11 protein-coding genes are annotated in these 17,450 nt (G+C 69.8%); 3 read left to right on the forward strand and 8 right to left on the reverse strand.

Annotation, left to right across the window (positions count from 1 at the left end; translation table 11 throughout):
* The first annotated feature begins 35 nt into the window (after positions 1-35).
* A complete protein-coding gene (locus NY1_RS21000; RefSeq protein WP_084535167.1) occupies positions 36-1,520 on the forward strand; it encodes a PepSY-associated TM helix domain-containing protein in 1,485 nt (494 codons plus the stop codon).
* A 100-nt stretch (positions 1,521-1,620) separates the two neighbouring features.
* Positions 1,621-2,319: a DUF8020 domain-containing protein gene (locus NY1_RS21005; RefSeq protein ID WP_067715974.1), complete on the forward strand. Its 699-nt coding sequence runs from the start codon at positions 1,621-1,623 to the stop codon at positions 2,317-2,319.
* A 51-nt stretch (positions 2,320-2,370) separates the two neighbouring features.
* Here the strand turns inward: NY1_RS21005 and NY1_RS21010 are convergent, their stop codons facing one another.
* The 3 genes from NY1_RS21010 to NY1_RS21020 are packed head-to-tail and all read right to left on the reverse strand — an operon-like array spanning position 2,371 to position 5,120.
* The gene (locus tag NY1_RS21010; protein WP_067715976.1) at positions 2,371-3,030 is read right to left on the reverse strand and encodes an isochorismatase family protein; all 660 of its coding nucleotides are present in this window, start codon (positions 3,028-3,030) and stop codon (positions 2,371-2,373) included.
* A gap of 60 nt (positions 3,031-3,090) precedes the next feature.
* Positions 3,091-4,299: an isochorismate synthase gene (locus tag NY1_RS21015; RefSeq protein WP_233434410.1), complete on the reverse strand. Its 1,209-nt coding sequence runs from the start codon at positions 4,297-4,299 to the stop codon at positions 3,091-3,093.
* Positions 4,296-5,120 carry an SDR family oxidoreductase gene (locus NY1_RS21020; protein ID WP_067715982.1) on the reverse strand — a complete coding sequence of 275 codons (825 nt, stop codon included), beginning with the start codon at positions 5,118-5,120 and terminating at the stop codon, positions 4,296-4,298. Before NY1_RS21020 ends, NY1_RS21015 begins: the two co-directional genes overlap by 4 nt.
* A gap of 98 nt (positions 5,121-5,218) precedes the next feature.
* On the opposite strand from NY1_RS21020, the gene NY1_RS21025 reads away from it, so the two are divergent.
* A complete protein-coding gene (locus tag NY1_RS21025) occupies positions 5,219-6,868 on the forward strand; it encodes a (2,3-dihydroxybenzoyl)adenylate synthase (RefSeq protein ID WP_067715985.1) in 1,650 nt (549 codons plus the stop codon).
* Between the two features lie 35 nt (positions 6,869-6,903).
* Here NY1_RS21025 and NY1_RS21030 read toward each other — a convergent pair whose 3' ends face one another.
* The 5 genes from NY1_RS21030 to NY1_RS21050 are packed head-to-tail and all read right to left on the reverse strand — an operon-like array spanning position 6,904 to position 17,385.
* Complete coding sequence (locus NY1_RS21030; RefSeq protein WP_067715988.1) at positions 6,904-7,140, reverse strand: phosphopantetheine-binding protein; 237 nt, start codon at positions 7,138-7,140, stop codon at positions 6,904-6,906.
* A gap of 8 nt (positions 7,141-7,148) precedes the next feature.
* Positions 7,149-7,985, reverse strand: coding sequence for a siderophore-interacting protein (locus NY1_RS21035; RefSeq protein WP_067715992.1), 837 nt, complete (start codon positions 7,983-7,985; stop codon positions 7,149-7,151).
* Positions 7,985-9,211 carry an enterobactin transporter EntS gene (gene entS / locus NY1_RS21040; RefSeq protein WP_067715995.1) on the reverse strand — a complete coding sequence of 409 codons (1,227 nt, stop codon included), beginning with the start codon at positions 9,209-9,211 and terminating at the stop codon, positions 7,985-7,987. The genes NY1_RS21035 and entS overlap by 1 nt, the downstream gene beginning before the upstream one ends.
* Positions 9,208-10,206, reverse strand: a complete 999-nt coding sequence (locus NY1_RS21045) for an ABC transporter substrate-binding protein (protein WP_067715998.1) — start codon at positions 10,204-10,206, stop codon at positions 9,208-9,210. The genes entS and NY1_RS21045 overlap by 4 nt, the downstream gene beginning before the upstream one ends.
* Positions 10,207-10,242: 36 nt before the next feature.
* Positions 10,243-17,385 (reverse strand): non-ribosomal peptide synthetase, encoded by a 7,143-nt coding sequence (locus NY1_RS21050; RefSeq protein ID WP_067716001.1) that lies wholly within the window; start codon positions 17,383-17,385, stop codon positions 10,243-10,245.
* Between the last annotated feature and the right edge of the window lie 65 nt (positions 17,386-17,450).

Here is a 17,450-nt window from a genome sequence, read left to right on the forward strand (position 1 = left end):
TACCCGGTTTCTCGAACGAATCAGAAAGTCCGCTCGTGACAATCACAGAAAGCGGTGTCGATGCCTCGGCACCGCCGCCCTCGCCTACCCCCGAACCGGAATCCACACCGGCGTCCGTCAAACGCGGTGCGGGTAATGCCTTTCAGGCGTTGATGCTGCGCCTGCATTTCTACGCGGGCGTTTTCGTCGCCCCGTTCATCCTGATCGCGGCCGTCACCGGTGCGCTCTACGCGATCGCCCCCACCCTCGAGACCTTCACCGAACGCGGCCTGCTGCACACCGATTCGACCGGGCCGGTCAAACCGCTCTCCGAGCAGGTGGCCGCCGCGCTCGCGGTGGAACCGAAGCTGGCGCTCACCGCGGTGGCGCCGGCGCAGCACACCGGCGACACCACCCGGGTCATCTTCAACGATCCGTCGCTGGGCGCTTCCGAACGCCGTGCCGTCTTCGTCGATCCGGTCACCGCGCAGCCGGTGGGCGACAGCGTGGTGTACGGCAGTTCGGGCGCGCTGCCCACCCGCACCTGGATCGACAAGCTGCATCGCGACCTGCACCTGGGCGACTTCGGCCGCTACTACAGCGAGATCGCGGCCTCCTGGCTGTGGGTGATCGCGCTGGCCGGGCTGGTGCTCTGGTATCGCCGGGTGCGGGCGCGCCGGGAACGCCGCTCGGCCGGCTGGCTGCTGCGCCCGGACCGCTCCAAGCCGCGCGCTCGCACGCTGAATTGGCATGCGGCCGTGGGTGTCTGGATTCTGCCGATCCTGCTGCTGCTGTCGGTCACCGGTATGACCTGGTCCAAGTACGCCGGTGAGAACGTCACCAAGCTGCGCCAGGAAATGAGCTGGACCACCCCGGCGGTGAGCGCCAAGCTGCCCGGTTCCAGCATGTCCGGCATGTCCGGCGGCGAGCACGGCGATCACGGTGCGCCGCAGGCGAATCTGCCCGCGCCCGCGCCGAACAAGGCAGCGCTGGTCGACACCGTGTACGGGGTGGCCCGTGCGAACGGCCTGGAAGGACCGCTGGAAATCAGCGTTCCGGCCAAGGACGGCACCGCGTTCGTGGCCAAGGAACTGCGCCGCCCGGGTGTGCTCACCCTGGATTCCGTCGCGGTGAACGGCCAGACCGGCGTGGTCACCGACGTGCTGCGGTACAGCGATTGGCCGTTGATGGCCAAGCTCACCAACTGGGGCATCCAGTTCCATATGGGCCTGATGTTCGGCCTGCTCAACCAGCTGCTCCTGCTGGCCGTGATGATCGGCCTGATCACGGTGATCGTGCGCGGTTACCTGATGTGGTGGCGGCGCCGTCCCACCAAGGGCGACAGCAAGTTCGGCGCCGGCAAGCCGCCGCGCCGAGGCGCGTTGCGGCAGACCCCGTGGACGGTGCTGCTGCCCTTCGCGGCCGTCGCCGTGGTGGTCGGCTGGTTCGCCCCGATGGTCGGCGGTCCCCTTCTGGGCTTCCTGATCGTCGATGTACTGGTGGGTCTGACCGCCCGCCTGCGCAACCGCACCGCCGCCTGACAGTTCTTCCCACCGAGCGACACGGCCCCCACGGCCGTGCCGCCGGTACCTCATACCCTCGTGCAGATCCTGACCTGCACTGACGCAAGGAATTTCCCTGATGAAGGTCAACAAGCTCGTCGTCACCGCCGCCCTCTCCGCCGCCGTCGTCGGCGTCACCGCGGGCACCGTCCAGGCCGCGCCGGCCGCCGACGCGGGCGTGATCAACTACGCCGCGACGCACGACGAGAACGGCGTCATGGTGATCCGCACCGACGCCGGTTCCCTGGTGGTCGACAATGGCGCGCTGCAGATCAAGGCCGCGGACGGCACCGTCGTCGGCGGCACCGAATTGGCTTTCCGGGTGGACGATTTCGTCTTCCCGATCGCCGCCGAGGTCCAGGGCCGCACCGCCACCCTGACCCCGCAGTTCGATCAGGCGCACGCCACCTACAAGCCGGTCGCCCTGCCCTTCGAGGACAAGGCGCCGTGGAAGTCCGAGTACGACCGGGAGCAGGCCGCCTGGAGCCGCATGACCTCGACCCTGTCCATGGGCGCTTCGATCGGCACCCTGGTCGGCGGCATCGGCGGCGCGGCCATCGGCTGTGTGGCGGGTGCGCTGCTGGGCGCGGTGGCGACCGGCGCGCTGGCCACCCTGTTCGGGCTGGGCCCGCTGGGCGGTTGCATCGCGGGTGCGGCGGCCGTCGGTTTCCTCGGCACCGTGGCCGGACAGATCTTCATTACCGCGCCGTTCGCCATCGCGGCGGCGGTGCAGTACTTCACCACCATCAACCAGCCGTTCACCCCGGCCGGTAAGTAGCGCACCGGGTTTCGTGCCCGCCGGGAGTCGTTTCCTCCCGGCGGGTGCGGGCTACCGGGTGGTCTCCGGCAGCGGCAGGTAGTCGAGTTGCTGGAGCAGATCGGCCGTGGGGAGCACCGCGCCGCACCGGCGGGCGGTGTAGTTGAGGGCCATCAGGTGTTCCTCGCGGGAGAAGTCCGCGGTGGCGTCGAGGATCAGGAACGGCTGGATATCGGCCATGAAAGCCTCGGCGGCGCTGAGCATGCAGCCCATATGGGTGTAGACGCCGGTGATCAGGAGCTGGTCGCGGTGATGGAAGTTGAGCAGTTCGCGCAGGTCGGTCCGCTGGAAAGCGGAATAGCGCCACTTGGTGACGAGGATGTCGGCAGGGGCCGGATCGAGTTCGGCGACGATTCGGGTATCCGCGCCGTGAGACATGCCGGTGCCCCAGAAATCGGCGAGGATGCCGCGCCGGGACGGATGCTGGTTACCGGGCTGCGCGGTGTAGATGACCGGAATTCCCAAGTCGTGGCAGCGGTTCCGGAGTTCGGCGATATTGGCCAGCAGCGTGCGGGCGGGTTCCTGGGCGCGGTCGTAGGCGGTCAGGAAGTACTGCTGCATATCGTGGATGAGCAGCGCGGCGCGGGTGGGATCGACCTTCCAGGGGACCTGGTTGGGGACCACTTCGGCGGGCGTGGGCAGGGCGTACGGGGCGATCGGGGGAATCGGCATGCGTCGGCTCTCTGTGTGGGATGTGCTGGCCGGTAATGGAATTCGCGAGCGACGGCGGGGTCAGCCGACCGCGACGGGGTGGTGCGTGATGCCCAGGGGGCCGAGGATGCGCTGGAATTTGGCGGTGGTTTCGGCCAATTCGGCGGCCGGGTCGGATTGGGCGACGATGCCGCCGCCCGCATGGGCGAGGAGGGTGTGGCGGTCGGCGGACAGTTCCGCGCACCGGATGCTGACCATCCATTCGCCGTCGCCGGTGGCGTCGCACCACCCGACCGCGCCCGCGTAGAACCCGCGATCGCCTTCCAGGGCCTCGATGAGTCGGGCCGCCGGGGCGGTGGGGGTGCCGCAGACGGCAGGGGTGGGGTGCAGTGCCACAGCGAGTTCCAGTGCCGTGGGACCGGTGGCGGGCACGGTGGCCGTGATCGGAGTGCCGAGGTGCCACATCTCCGGGGTGCTGGTCAGTTCCGGGTTGCGCGGGATCTCGACGGTGTCGCAGCGGTCCCGCAGTACCTCGCCGACCTGGTCGACCACATAGCGATGCTCGGTGAGGTCCTTCGCCGAGGCCAGCAGAGTACGGGCCGCGATGCGGTCGGCGGCGGCATCGACCAGCACGCGGCGGGCCGACCCCGCCAGCGGATGGCTGAGCACCTCCGCGCCGGAACGACGTACCAGCACTTCGGGGCTGGAACCGATCAGATGCCTGCCGCCGTACGGCTCGCCCGCCGCCGAGAGATCCACGAGGAAGCCGTTGCCGAGCGGATCGGTCTCCACCAGACGGCGCAGGATGTCGACCGGCTGGACGGGCCGGGCCGAGCGGGCCCGAACAGCCCTGGCCAGCACCACTTTCCGGACCGGATGCTCGCGATCGGCGAGTAGCCGGACCGCCGCGCCGACCCGGTGCACGTGGGTCTCCGGCGACGGCACCGCTTCGTCGAACTCGAATCGGATGGGAGCGCGCTCCGTTCCGGCGACCGCGGCCGCACGGCTGGGCGATTCGGCGGCCGTCGGCACCGGAGACTCGGTGATCCGCACCGAGACCGGTGCCCACAGCGCGGCGGGTGCGTCGAGGGCGAACGGCAACGCGCCGACCACGTGGGCGACCTGTCCGGAGCGCAGCGCGGCAGCGGCCTCGGCGGCCGACCGGAAGACGCGGGCCACCCCGGTCGCGGTCAAAGTACGGTGCGGCCGGGCCAGAATGAAGCCGGGAGCGGCGGAATCGTTTGTCGCGGCGGCGAATTCGGAAGAGATGGTGATCATCCTCTCGGTCACATGTCTAGCGTGGCCCCGCCGTCCACCCGCAGATCGTGCATGGTGATGTGGCGGGCGTCGTCGGAGACGAGGAAACGGACGGCGGCGGCGATATCAGCCGGAGCGGCGATGCGCCGCAAGGGGATTCCGAGACGGTAGACCTCGGGGTCACCCTCGAGCAGAGCCGTGCGCGCGGCTGCATCGAGCGGCCGGGCCGTCCCGGCGAGTGGCTGAGCCGGATCGGCGAACATGCCGCGCAACATGGGGGTGTCGGTGGAGCCGGGCGAGACCAGGTTCACCCGGACTCCGAGCGGGGCGACCTGTAGGGCGAGGGAGCGGGTGAACGCGGTGGCAGCTGCCTTCGCCGCGCCGTAGGCGGCCATGCCGACGCGGGGTGTGGCGGCGGCGTTGGAGGAGATCACCACGATCGCACCGCGTCCGGCCGCGACCATCTCGCGGGCCGCGCGCTGAGTCACGTGCACGACACCGGTCGCATTGACGGCCAAGCACTCCGTCCACGCGTCGGGGTCGATTTCCAACGGGCTGCCGGGATACAGCGCACCGGCGGCGTGCACCACCACATCGATGGGGCCGTGGGTCGCGACGAGGTCGTCGAAGGCGGCGGTGACGGCGTGGGCGTCGGTGATGTCCACCTCGGCGGCGATCACCGATCCCGTTGTGCGGGTTTTGATTTCGACAGCCACCTCGTGGACCCGGGGATCGCGGTCCCACAGCGCCACGGCGCGTGCGCCCGGCGCGAGGGCGGCGGCGACGGCCGCGCCTATGCCGCCGGCGGCCCCGGTGACCACGATCATTCGTGCATCCGAATCGATCATGGACATAAGGTTAGCCTAACCTGATATGAAAGTGGGGCGCTCGTTTCCGGCGCAGACTTCCGACCGATGCGGCGACAGCGTTCGCCGGAAAGAGGTGTCCCCCAATGCCATCGACCGTTCTGCCTGGTCACACCCCATGGCCGCGGGCCCAAGCCGAGGACTACCGGGCCCGTGGGTACTGGTCCGGACAGACCTTCGGCGCCCTGCTGGCCGAACGGGCCGCAGCGGCCCCGGATGCGCTCGCCGTGGTGGACGACCGGCACCGCTGGACCTATGCCGAACTCGATCACCGCGCGCAGGCCCTCGCCACCGGGCTGGGACGGCTCGGAATCGGCAGGCGGGACCGGGTTCTGGTGCAGCTGCCGAATCGGGCCGAGTTCGTGGAGGTGATCTTCGCGCTGTTCCGGCTGGGCGCGCTGCCGGTGTTCTGCCTGCCCGCGCATCGGCGCGCCGAGCTGACGCCGATCGCCGCGGCCAGCGGGGCGGTGGCGATGATCACCTGCACCACGCATCAGCGATTCGACCATGCGGCACTGGCGAATTCGGTGCGCGCGGAGTCGCCATCGCTGCGGCACGTGCTGGTGGTCACCGGTGAGCCGAGCGAGACGTTGCCGGACGGAGTGCTCGATATCGCCGACTTCCGGGACGAGCCGGGCGAATTGCCGCAGATCGATGCCGGCGAGGTGGCGTTCCTGCAATTGTCGGGCGGCAGCACCGGAATTCCCAAGCTGATCCCGCGCACCCACGACGATTACCTCTACAGCGTGCGGCGCAGCGCCGAGATCTGCGAACTCGGCCCGGACAGTGTGTATCTCACGGCGCTGCCGGTCGCGCACAATTTCCCGATGAGCTCGCCGGGCATCCTGGGCGTGCTGTGGGCGGGCGGTGCCATCGCTTTGACGCCCGATCCGACGCCGGCCACCGCGTTCCGGGCGGTCGAGCGGTTCGGGGTGACCATCACCGGCCTGGTGCCGCCGCTGGCCCGGTTGTGGGTCGAGCGCGCGGAAGCCGATGATACGCACGACCTTTCGAGCCTGCGCGTGGTGCAGGTGGGCGGGGCGCGGTGTCCCGACGAGCTGGCGCGCCGTGTCGGTCCCGCCTTGGGGGTGACATTGCAGCAGGTGTTCGGCATGGCCGAGGGCCTGGTTTGCTACACGCGCCTGGACGATCCGATCGAGGCGGTGGTGAACACCCAGGGGCGGCCGATGTCGGAGGCGGACCGCATCCGGGTGATCGACGATGCGGGCAACGATGTCGAGCCGGGAGCGATCGGCAATCTGATCACCCATGGCCCGTACACGATTCGCGGCTATTACGACAATCCCGAGGCCGATGCGCGCAGCTTCACCGCGGACGGCTGGTACCGCACCGGGGATATGGTCTCGGTGCGCCCCGACGGCAACCTGGTGGTGGCGGGCCGGGCCGGCGACTGGGTGAACCGGGGCGGGGAGAAGGTCTCCGCCGAGGAACTGGAAGCCCATCTGCTGGCGCATCCCGAGGTCCGCGACGCGGTAATCATCGGCACGCCGGATCCCGTACTGGGGCAACGCATCTGCGCCTTCGTCCAGCCCGCCGACCCCGCCGCCGCACCCACCCTGACCGCCATCCGGTCCTTCGTGCGCGGGCGCGGGGTGGCGGCCTGGAAGATGCCGGACGCGGTGGTCATCGTGCCCGCTTTCCCCGAGACCGGGGTGGGCAAGACCAGTCGCCGCGAGCTGCGGGAGCTGCTCGCGGCGCGCACGCCCGGGAACTGACGGGAAGGGTGGCGCGGCTCCGGCCGCGCCACCGGTCACGACAGCGCTTCCAGCCAGGACCGCAGCACCGGATCACCGGCGAGGGTGGGGAAGTCGATGTGCGCGTGTCCCGCCGCCCGCCATTTCTCGACGAGGGACATGATGCGGACCGAATCCAGTCCGGCGTCGAGCAGATCGGTGTCGAGGGTCAGTTCGGCCGGGTCGACGCCGAGGGCGGTCGCCACATCGTCGATCGCCCACTGCCCCACCGTGATCGCCTGTTCGTTCGTCATCGTGTCCCTCACTCGTCTCGGTCGTAGTCGGCGACGCCGCGTTTCCAGTACCCGGCGATCAGGTAGTCCTTGGGCCCGATGCCGAGGTCGGTGCGCACGAAGCGGCGCAGCGGCCGCAGCACGCCCGCCTCACCGGCGATCCAGGCGTAAACCCGTTGTCCCTCCGGCACTTCCACCGTTCGGACCGCCTTTTCCAGTGCATCACCGGTGCCCGGTTCGGCAGCGCCGCGATGTACCCAGCGCACTTCGATGCCCGGCGGGGCGGCCAGGGGGATCTCCTCGTCCGGCCCGGTCACTTCGATGAACGCCCAGCCCGCGGCCTCCCGCGGCAGCCATTCCAGCCAGCGCGCGATGGCGGGCAAGGCGGTGATATCACCCGCGAACAGGTATCGGTCATAGGTGCGCGGCACCACCACGCCCCCGGGCGGGCCCGCGATGTGCATGGGCGTGCCCGGAGTGGCGGCCAGCGCCCATTCGGAGGCCAGACCGCCGGGATGAACCGCGAAATCGATATCCAGTTCGGCGTCTTCGGCGCTGTGCCGGCGCACCGTGTACTCCCGGGACACCGGTCGCGGGTTGCCCCATTCGAGGGACAGCCCGTCGCGGCTCGGCAGGCGCAGTACACCGCTTTCGTCCGGAAACACCAGGCGCACATGCTCATCCGGCACGTAGCTGTGGAATCCGGCGAGGTCCGGACCGCCGAAGGTGATGCGCAGCAGGCCCGCGCCCACCGGTTCGGAACGCAGCACGCGCACCTCGCACAATCCGATCGGGTAGCCGACCTTGGCGCCGTGCGGGCCGGCCAGCACCTCGGTGATGCGGGTGGCATAGGCGGCACGATCCATCAGGGCTTCTCCTTTCCCAGCAGTGGCGCGGCGGCCAGAGCCGTGCCCGCGCCCAGAATCAGTACGAACAGCCCGTAGACCACGAGAGCGGTTGCGGGCGTGCAGAATTGGCCGACGAGTGCGGCCAGCATGGAACCCACGGCGGTGCCGGTGACGGCCTGCACCATGAGCAGGCCCGAGACGCGGCCGCGCAGTTCCTCGGGGGCTTCGCGTTGCAGCACCGCGTACCGCAGCACCATGTTCACGGCGCGGGCGGTGCCGAAACCGGCCAGGCCGAGGAAGACCAGGGCGGCGTGCGGGGCCAGACCGGCGATGATCACGCCGATCGGCATGCAGGCCAGTGAGATCAGCAGGGCGCGCCCGGGATGGGCGCTGCGGCCGATCCAGCCGCTGGTCAGCGAGCCCAGCACCGCGCCCGCGCCGGGGGCGGCATAGAGCAGTCCGAGGGTGGTGGCGCCGGCGCCGAGTTCGTCGGCCAGGGCGGGCAGCAGGACCAGGGGTCCGCTCACCAGCATGGCGATCGATCCGGTGAGCAGAGCCGCGCGAATCCTGCGGTGCTGGAACGCGAATCGAATGCCGATCGCCAGTTCCCGCAGCGGATGCCGGGTTTCGCGCGCCGGAGCCGGTTGCGGGCCGATCGCGCGGATCAGGCTCACCGTGGCCACGGTGGCGGCAGCGGTGAGGAAGAACGCCGGGCCCACACCGGTTTTCGCGATGAGCAGGCCCGCCAGCGCCGGGGTGATCATGGTGCCGAGGTCGGAGGTCAGCGCCGTCAGAGCGCCCGCGGCGGCGACCTTCTCGCGGCCGACCAGCATCGGCACCAGCGCCATCAGCGCGGATCCACTGATCCCGCCCGCGAGCCCGTCCACCACGCCCGCCGCATAGACGACCGGCAGCAGCGGATCGGGCAGCAGGGCGTTCACGCCCAGCGCGAGGAACCCCAGACCGGCCGCGCTGCGCGACCATTGGATGACATCGCGCCGGTCGTAGCGGTCCGCGATCACCCCGCCCGCCAGGCTGCCGGCGAACAGGGCGATCGCGGTGACCGTGGTGACGCCGGCGACGTGCAGCGAGGATCCGGTGAGCTGATAGACCTGCACCGGCAGGGCCACCATGAGCAACCCGATCCCCAGCACCGATACCAGCCGGGCGGCGAAGGCGCAGCGGAATTCCCGGCTGGCCCGCAGCGGCGAGACATCGATGAGCAGGCCGCCGACCGCCGTCACCGGAAGCGCTCCGCCAGCAGGTCGAGGGTGCTCATGACATTGCGGTAGTCGGGGCGCTGGCTGGTGGCGGGCAGTTCGTACACCTTGCCGGACTGGAAGGCCGGCAGCTTGGCGAACATGGCGTCGTCCTTCAACTGGGCGATGGTGCGGCCGCCGTCGAGCTGAATGACGAACAGGGCGGGGGCGTCGGCGACGGTGGTCAGCAGTTCCGGGCTGAACGACACCCAGTCGGCGGCCGCGGCCCGCGCCGGATTACCGGCCTTGGCCTCCACCTTGTCGTCGATGGTGAAGCCGGTCGCGGTCAGCAGCGAGGCCAGCGGCGTGCCCGGCGCGATCAGGGACGGCTTGTTGTCCTTGCGCGACTGGAACACCGACACCGCGCCCGCCGGCGGCTTGATGCTGTCCTTGACCTTCGCGACCTTGGCGTCGTACGCGCTGATCAGGGCGTTCACCTTGGCAGACTGATTGACCGCCTCGGCGACCGACTTCAGCTGGTCCTGCCAGTTCACCGCGTTGGACGGCACCAGCACGGTCGGCGCGATGGCGGTGAGCTTGTCGTAGGCGTCGATGGACTGCTGCCCCGGGAAGCCCTGCCCGCCGCCGATGATCAGATCCGGGCGCTGCGCGGCGATGAATTCCAGATTGATGTTGTCGCCGGAGGACAGCACCTCGGTGCCCTGCTCCTTGGCGTCGGCGGCCCACGCGGCCGGGAACTCGCCCGGCTTCAGCGTCACGCCGAGGACGCGGGGATCGGCGGCCTTGACCTTCGCACCCAGATCGAACAGGTAACCGGCGAGCGCGCCGTTGACGACGACGATGCGCTGCGGATCCGCGGGCACGGTGATCGCGCCCTTGTCGGTCTGCACCTGGCGGGTGCCGGACTTGCTCGCTTCGTCGGAGCCGGAACTGCTACAACTCGCGACCGCCGCGACCAGCGCGAGAATCAGGAGGGCGACGGCGGCGCGCAGGCGGGCCGTCGATCGGTACAGCGACATGAATGTGGTGTTCTTTCTTTCTTGTTGGGAATGGAGCTAGATGCTCAGCGCGGGGTCCGCGTCGAGCAGCGCGGCGAGTTCGGTCCAGCCGGTCGGGGACACGATGTCGAAATGCGTGTACGGCAGGCGGCGCACGACGAGCCGGTCATGGTCGGCGACCCAGCCGGACAGCTGGGCTTCGGTGCGTTCCCGGCCCGCGCCGTCATTGCGGATGAGGGCGGTGTCGGCGGCGTACAGCGCCATCCGGCCGGAATAGCGGGGCGGGGTCGACCGGGTGACCATGCCCAGCAGCTCGGTCGCGGCAGCGCGCAGCAGCGTCGCGAGTTCCGGTGCGTCCGGGTCTATTTCGGGTAGCAAGCGGTCGAGCGCGGCAGCATCGGACAATGCCCGGTGCGCCTGGCCGGTGAGGTTCGCGAGCGGATGGGAATCGATGAGCCCGGTGAAGGCGATGGACTCCCCGGCCGCTTCCAAGGCGGCGGCGAGCGCGTGCACGATATTGCCGCCCAGTGAGTAGCCGAGCAGGTGATACGGCCCGTGTGGCTGGATGCGGCGAACAGTGGCGAGGTAGTGCGCCGCCAGCTGATCGAGATCGTCCGCGCGAAAGTCCTTGTCGCTCAGCGACGGCAGCTGCAATCCGATGAGCGGCCGGTCGGCGCGCAACAGTTGCGCGAGCGGGCCGAACTGCCATGCCGTGCCGCCGATCGGGTGGACGCAGAACAGCGGAGCGCCGGAACCCTCGGCGCGCAGCGGCAGGACCTGGTCCAGGCGACGGCCGAAGAATCCGGAATCGGCTGCGGCACCGGCGATCCTGGACGCCAGCGCGCGGGGCGTCCGAGCCTCGAAAACGTCGTCCAGCACGACTTCCATTCCGGCGCGGCGCAATCGGCCGACCAGTCGAACGGCGGTGAGGGAATGTCCGCCCGCGGCGAAGAAGTCGTCATCGGGGCCGACCGAGAGCAACGACAGCACCGCCGCCATCGCCACAGCGATCGCGCCGGCCGGCTCCATCTCGCCGGTGCGAGCCGCCTGTCCATCCGAGGCGAACAGGGATGAGGCCGATCCGTCCGCTGCGGCGGCGGATTCGTTCGGCATCGTCGAGTTGCCGAGCGCCGCTCCCGACCGGGCATGGTGCGGGCCGGGGACGGGCAATGCCTTGCGGTCGATCTTCTCGCTGGTGGTGCGGGGAATGTGATCGAGGATCAGGTAGGCGCTGGGAATCATGTACGCGGGGAGCAGTTCCCGGAGGGTCGCGTCCACCGCCGCAATGTCGAGTCGTGCGCCCGATGACGGGATCAGGTAGGCCACCAGCCGCTGATCGCCCGGCGTGTCCTCACGCAGCAGCACCGCGGCCTGCGCGACGCCCGGGCAGGCCGGGAGCGCGGATTCGATATCGCCCAGTTCGATTCGCTGGCCACGCAGCTTCACCTGGCTGTCGGCGCGGCCGACGTATTCGAGTTCACCGTGCGCGCCGCGCTTCACCAGGTCGCCCGTGCGGTACATGCGAGTGCTGACACCGGACGGATCGGGGATGAAGGAGGCGGCCGTCACGCCGGGGGCTGACAGGTAGCCGCGCGCGAGTTGGGTTCCGGTCAAATACAGTTCGCCGATCGCGCCGGGCGGGACGGGGTGCAGCCGCTCGTCGAGTACGCGGACTTCGGAGCCCGCTGCCGGGAGACCGATCGGGACGGTGCGGGTGTCGGCGTCGTCGGTTTCGTGGCGGGTGATGCAGACGGCGGCCTCGGTGGGGCCGTACAGGTTGTTCACTCGTGCGCCGGTCAGTGCGCGCACGCGTTGCGCGGTGGCCGGGGGGAGCGCTTCGCCGCCGGTGATGACGCAGCACAGGTCGGTACAAGCTGCCAGGTCGGCTTCCTCGGCGAGGACGGTGAGCATGGAGGTGGTCATCTGGACGGCTGTCACGCGTTCGTCGCGCATGAGTTTCGCCTGGTAGTAGGGGTCGCGGTGGCCGTCGGGGCGGGTGAGGACGATGCGGGCGCCCACGTGCAGCGGGAGGAAGAGTTCCAGCAGGGAGGCGTCGAAGGTGGGTGGGGTGCGGTAGAGGACGGTGTCGCCGGGGCCGAAACATTGTTCGTGCTGGAGCCATTCGAAGGTGGCGACGATGGCCTCGTGGGAGACGATCACGCCCTTGGGGATGCCGGTGGACCCGGAGGTGAACAGGAGGTAGGCGGCGTTCGCCGGGTGCAGCGGGGCGAGGCGTTCCGCTGCGGTGATCGGGGCGTCGGCGCAGGCGCTCGTATCCAGGTCGGCGAGGGTTTCGAGGATCAGGGCGGGGCGCGCGGTTTCGAGGATCTTCTCGATGCGCTGCGCGGGCTGTTCGGGATCGATCGGCAGGTAGACGCCGCCCGCGCGGAGCACGGCGTGCGCGGCCACGACCGAGTCCACGGTGCGCGGCATGGCCACGGCCACAACCGATTCCGGTCCGATACGTTGTGCGATCAGCCAGCGCGCCAAGCGATTCACACGGGAATGGAACTCGCGGTAGTCGATGGTCGCGCCCTCGCAGGTGACAGCTGGGGCATCCAGGTCGAAGCCTTCGATCGTTCCCCAGACAGCCAAGGTGCCACCCTCGGTCGTTCGCGGCAATGAAGTGGCCTGAGCCCTCGAGATGCCTGAATCACTCTGCGGTGCAGCGAGATAGCTCGCGACGTTGGACGCGGACTCGGTCGCCAGATCGGTGAGCACCTTGCCCAGCTGCTCCGCCAGTCGCGCTGCCGCTTCGTCCGGCACCGCCGCCGGATCGTGATGAAGCATGAGCTCGAACCGCTCGCCCGGCCGCGCGGTCACCGTCACCGGGAAATGGGTGAGGCTGTGCACCGCGACGTCGGCGACCCGCAGTTCATGGCTGTCCGGCTGGCGCAGTGCGGATTTCGGGAAGTTCTCGAAGACGACGAGTGAGTCGAACAGGCTGCCCAACCCGACAGTGCGTTCGATGGTGGCCAGGCCGAGATGGGCGCGGGCCTGTAGTTCGAAGGTCTCCTGCTGGAACGCCGTCAACTGCTCCAGCAGTGAACGGGCGGGATCCAGGCGCAGCCGGACCGGGATCGTATTGCTGAACAGGCCCACCATGTTCTCGACATCCGGCAGGTCGGCGGGGCGGCCGGAGACGACCGCGCCGAACACCACGTCGGTGCGGCCCAGCTGAGCGGCGATCGTGAGCGCCCAGGCGCCCTGAACGAGGGTGTTCATGGTCAGGCCGTGACGGCGGGCGGCGGCTTCCAGATCACCGGTCATGGTGTCCGGCAGCGGAATTCGCTGACCTACAGACGTCGATCGGCCACCGAGCGTGCCGAGTAGCGATCCGGCGGGCAGTCCGGACAGGTACTGCTGCCATCGGTTGAGCGTGGCGGTGACGTCGCGGGCGGCGAGCCAGGCGAGGTAATCGCCGTAGTACGCCGGATTCGTCAGCGTCGCACCGTGATACAGCGCGAGCAGTTCGCGCATGACGATCGGGATGGACCAACCGTCCGAGAGCAGATGGTGGGCGGTGAGGACGAATCGCTGCGAGGTGTCGGTCAATCGGATCAGCAAGCCGCGCAGGAGTGGCGGCTCGGCGATATCGAAGGGTTCGGCGCCCGCCCGTTCTTCCAGCTGCTGCGCCTCGGCAAGGCGCGCCGACTCCGCGCGATCCCGCAGATCCACCGCACGCCAAGCCGATCGCGGCGTCCGCGGCACGACCTGAACCGGGTCGTCGAATTCCTCGTACCGGAAGGCCGCGCCGAGATTCGGGTACCGCTCCAGCACGGCCGCGAAGGCCGCGCCCAGCCGCTCCGGGTCCACCGGACCGGCCAGGTCGAATCGCGCTGTCAGCGTGTAGATGTCGTCCGCACCGTCCCGCAGCGCGTGGAAGAGCAGCCCTTCCTGCAATGGAGACAACGGCAGCACATCGGCGATCGGCCCGTACCGCGCCGTCAGCATCGCCAAATCCCGCGACGGCAGCGAAAACCGCACCGCCGCTGTGTTCGAGGCCGGTTCGTCCAGAGGCTGCGCGGCGGCAGCCACCACCGTCAACGCCGCCCTGGTCAGCAATTGCTGCGGGGTCAACGCGAAACCGCGCTCCCGCAATCGGCTACCGACGGTGATCGCGGTGATGCTGTCGCCGCCCACACCGAAGAAGTCGTCGTCCACGCTGACGGCGTCATGTCCGAGCACTGACCCGATCACCGCGCAGAGCGCGTGCTCGGCCGGGGTCCCGGGTGCGCGGCCGCCCGCATCCGCCGCCGGATCGGGCAGTGCCGCACGGTCCAGCTTGCCGTTCACGGTGTGCGGCAGGGCATCCAGCACGACGATCCGCGCCGGCACCAGGTGATCGGGCACCAGCTCGGCCAGCGCACCGCGCAGTTCCGCGGAATACGCTGCGTCACCGGTCTTGCCATCGGAATCCGCGCGCACGACGTACCCGATCAACGTCGGCCGCCCGGAAATCTCGCGAACATCCGCCGCCGCACTCCGGACTCGCGGCAGCCCGCCGAGCGCGGCTTCCACTTCACCGAGTTCGACGCGATGCCCGCGGATCTTCACCTGCGCGTCGACCCGCCCCGCGTATTCGTAGCCGTGCCCGGGCGCCCAGCGCGCCCGGTCGCCGGTCCGGTACATCCGCGCACCGGGCGGCCCGAACGGATCGGGCACGAACCGCTCGGCCGTCACACCCGGCCGCCCGAGATACCCGCGCGCCAACTGCGGGCCCGCCAGGTACAGCTCGCCCACCCGATCATCGGCAACCACCTGTAACCCACTGTCCAGCAGGTAAACCCGGGTACCGGGCAGTGGATACCCGATCCGCGGCCGCTCCCCCGCGACCACCGCGCCGACGGCATCGACGGTCGATTCGGTCGGCCCGTACAGGTTGACCGCGCTGATCCTCGCGTCCTGAATCCGACGCCAGAGTTCGGGCGAGCAGGCGTCGCCACCGAGCGCCAGCAACCGCAGCCCGACTCGCTCGAGCCCGTGGTCCAGCAATGCGGCGGCCAGCACCGGAGTGCCGTCCGCGACATCGATCCCGTCCCGCTCGAACGCCTCGACCAGTCGCGACGGATCGCGCCGGATATCGCTGTCGTACACGTGAACTCGATGGCCGTCCAGCATCCACAGCAGCGGATCCAACGCGGCATCGAACGCGAACGACGTGGTGTGCGCGACCCGCAGCGGCCGGTCGATACCCGCCGCCGTCGCCGCGTACATGCCGGATCGATGGGCGTCCAGCAGATGAGCCAGCGCACCGTGCTCCACGAGCACGCCCTTCGGCTGCCCGGTCGAGCCGGAGGTGTAGATCAGGTATGCGCTCTGCCTCGCAAAGAGTGCGGCGTCCCGTACCGGACCGCCGTCCGATTCACCGATCCCGGCCGTGATCGCTTGGCGCTCAGCATCTTCCACGTCAATGGCCAGGTCCTCGAACTCGGCCGTCATTTCGGATGAGGCCAGCACGATCACCGGCTCGGCGTCATCGACCATGGCCCGCAATCGCGCCACCGGATGTTCCGGGTCCAGCGGCAGCGCCACTCCCCCTGCGCGCCATACCGCGAACAAGGCCGTCACGAACCGAGCCCCGCGCGGCAACGCGATGCCCACCCGCGCCTCCGGTCCGACGCCCCGCTCCCGCAGGAAACCAGCCAGCCGGTCCACCTGTCCGGCGAGCGTCTCAACCGACCATTCACCTTCGTCGTCGGCCAAGACGATTGCGTCCGGACGCTCCGCCACCAGTCGCGCGAACGCATCGGGGACCGACTCGATGCGCCCGGAATCATCAGATTCCACACCGGGATCCACCGGGCCGGACAGCTGCGCACGAACGCGCAGAAGTTCTTCTTGCTCGCGCGGGTCGAGCAGGCGCAGGGCACCGACCTGGGGTTTGTGAATGCCGGTGAAGGCGTGAACGACTCGGGTCAAGCCGGTGATGCGGGCCTGCACGGCAGCGAGGGTGTTGCTGCGGGCGTCGGATTCGAAGCCCAGGAGCAAGGTGCCGTCGGGGAGGGGCGTGACCGTGAGGCCGAGGTCTTCGGGTGGGCCGCCAGCCACATTGCGCAGCACGCCGCGGGAGCCGTCGAAGTCGAGGGCGAAGTCGAAGACCTTGAGGTTGATGCCGATACCGTGCAGGAGCTCGCCGGCGCCCTGGCCGTGGAAGTCGCGGGCCAGGTCGTCGCCGCTGTAGCGCTGGTGGGTGCGGATATCGCGGAGGGTTTCGGCGACGCGCGGCGCGAGATCGGCCAGGCGGTCGCCGGGGTGGACGGGCAGGCGCAGCGGGAGGACGTTGACGGCCATGGCGGGGGTGGTGAGGGCGGCGCGGCCGACGCGGCCCATGAGGAGCATGGAGATGACGAGGTCGGAGGCGCCGAGATGGCGGCTGAGGAAGGCGGCGTAGCAGGACAGGAGGATATCGGCCCAGGAGACGTTGTGCCGGTCGGCGGATTCCTTCAGGGCCGTGAGGGTTTCGGCCGAGAGGATGGATTCGGCGCGCAGAGTGCGCTCCACGGCGCCGCCGACGTGCCGGCCCCGACCGTCGAGATCGGGCCAGGGGGTGAGGGTTTCGCGCCAGTAGGCGCGATCCTGTGCGAACTCGGGGCCGTCGCGATAGGCCCGTTCCTCCGCCACCAGGGCGGCGATGGTTCCGAAAGTGTTTCTGGGCGCGGGCTTTCCGCGCCGCAGGGCGGTGTAGTGCGCGGCCACGCGGCGCGACAGCAACGCCGCGCTGTAACCATCGACGATGAGGTGGTGATACAGCTGCACGCACCACACCTCGGTGTCGGTGAGGCGGATCAGCGTGTAGATGTACAGCTGCCGATCCACCATGTCTCGGCAGTGCTCGGCGGCGCGATGGCGTTCCAGCGCGACGGCTTCGTGTGCCAGTGCCACCGGGTCGGCGGCCGCGCGCAGGTCGATCACGGGGCGCAGTTCGGCGGCCACCTCGGCGACGAATTGCCGTGGCCCGTCGGTCGTTTCCCGGAATCGCAACCGCATGTTCTCGGCCTCGGCGACCGTGCGCCGGATGGCCTCGGCGAGCAGCTCGACGTCGATCACCGCCCCGCCGGAGATTTCGAGCACCTCGCCGACCAGGTATCGCCCGGATTCCGGATCGAACCGCTGGGCGTTCCAGATGCCCAGCTGCGGTCCGGTCAGCGGTAGCGCGGGACCCCCGGTCCACGAGTCGGCTCGATCCTCCGGCGACACGGCAACTCCCTTCACCCTCAACGACATTCGGATCGCACGCGGCCGCGGCGGTGGCCCGGCGGCGG

The sequence above is a fragment of the Nocardia yamanashiensis NBRC 100130 genome, from assembly GCF_001613325.1.
Taxonomy (GTDB): domain Bacteria; phylum Actinomycetota; class Actinomycetes; order Mycobacteriales; family Mycobacteriaceae; genus Nocardia; species Nocardia yamanashiensis.

What these genes read in the sequence shown, in the direction of transcription:
- NY1_RS21005 (WP_067715974.1), top strand. Translation starts at nt 1,621, where the DNA reads ATGAAGGTCAACAAGCTCGTCGTCACCGCCGCCCTCTCCGCCGCCGTC.
- NY1_RS21010 (WP_067715976.1), bottom strand. Translation starts at nt 3,030, where the DNA reads ATGCCGATTCCCCCGATCGCCCCGTACGCCCTGCCCACGCCCGCCGAA.
- NY1_RS21020 (WP_067715982.1), bottom strand. Translation starts at nt 5,120, where the DNA reads ATGTCCATGATCGATTCGGATGCACGAATGATCGTGGTCACCGGGGCC.
- NY1_RS21025 (WP_067715985.1), top strand. Translation starts at nt 5,219, where the DNA reads ATGCCATCGACCGTTCTGCCTGGTCACACCCCATGGCCGCGGGCCCAA.
- NY1_RS21030 (WP_067715988.1), bottom strand. Translation starts at nt 7,140, where the DNA reads ATGACGAACGAACAGGCGATCACGGTGGGGCAGTGGGCGATCGACGAT.
- NY1_RS21035 (WP_067715992.1), bottom strand. Translation starts at nt 7,985, where the DNA reads ATGGATCGTGCCGCCTATGCCACCCGCATCACCGAGGTGCTGGCCGGC.
- NY1_RS21045 (WP_067715998.1), bottom strand. Translation starts at nt 10,206, where the DNA reads ATGTCGCTGTACCGATCGACGGCCCGCCTGCGCGCCGCCGTCGCCCTC.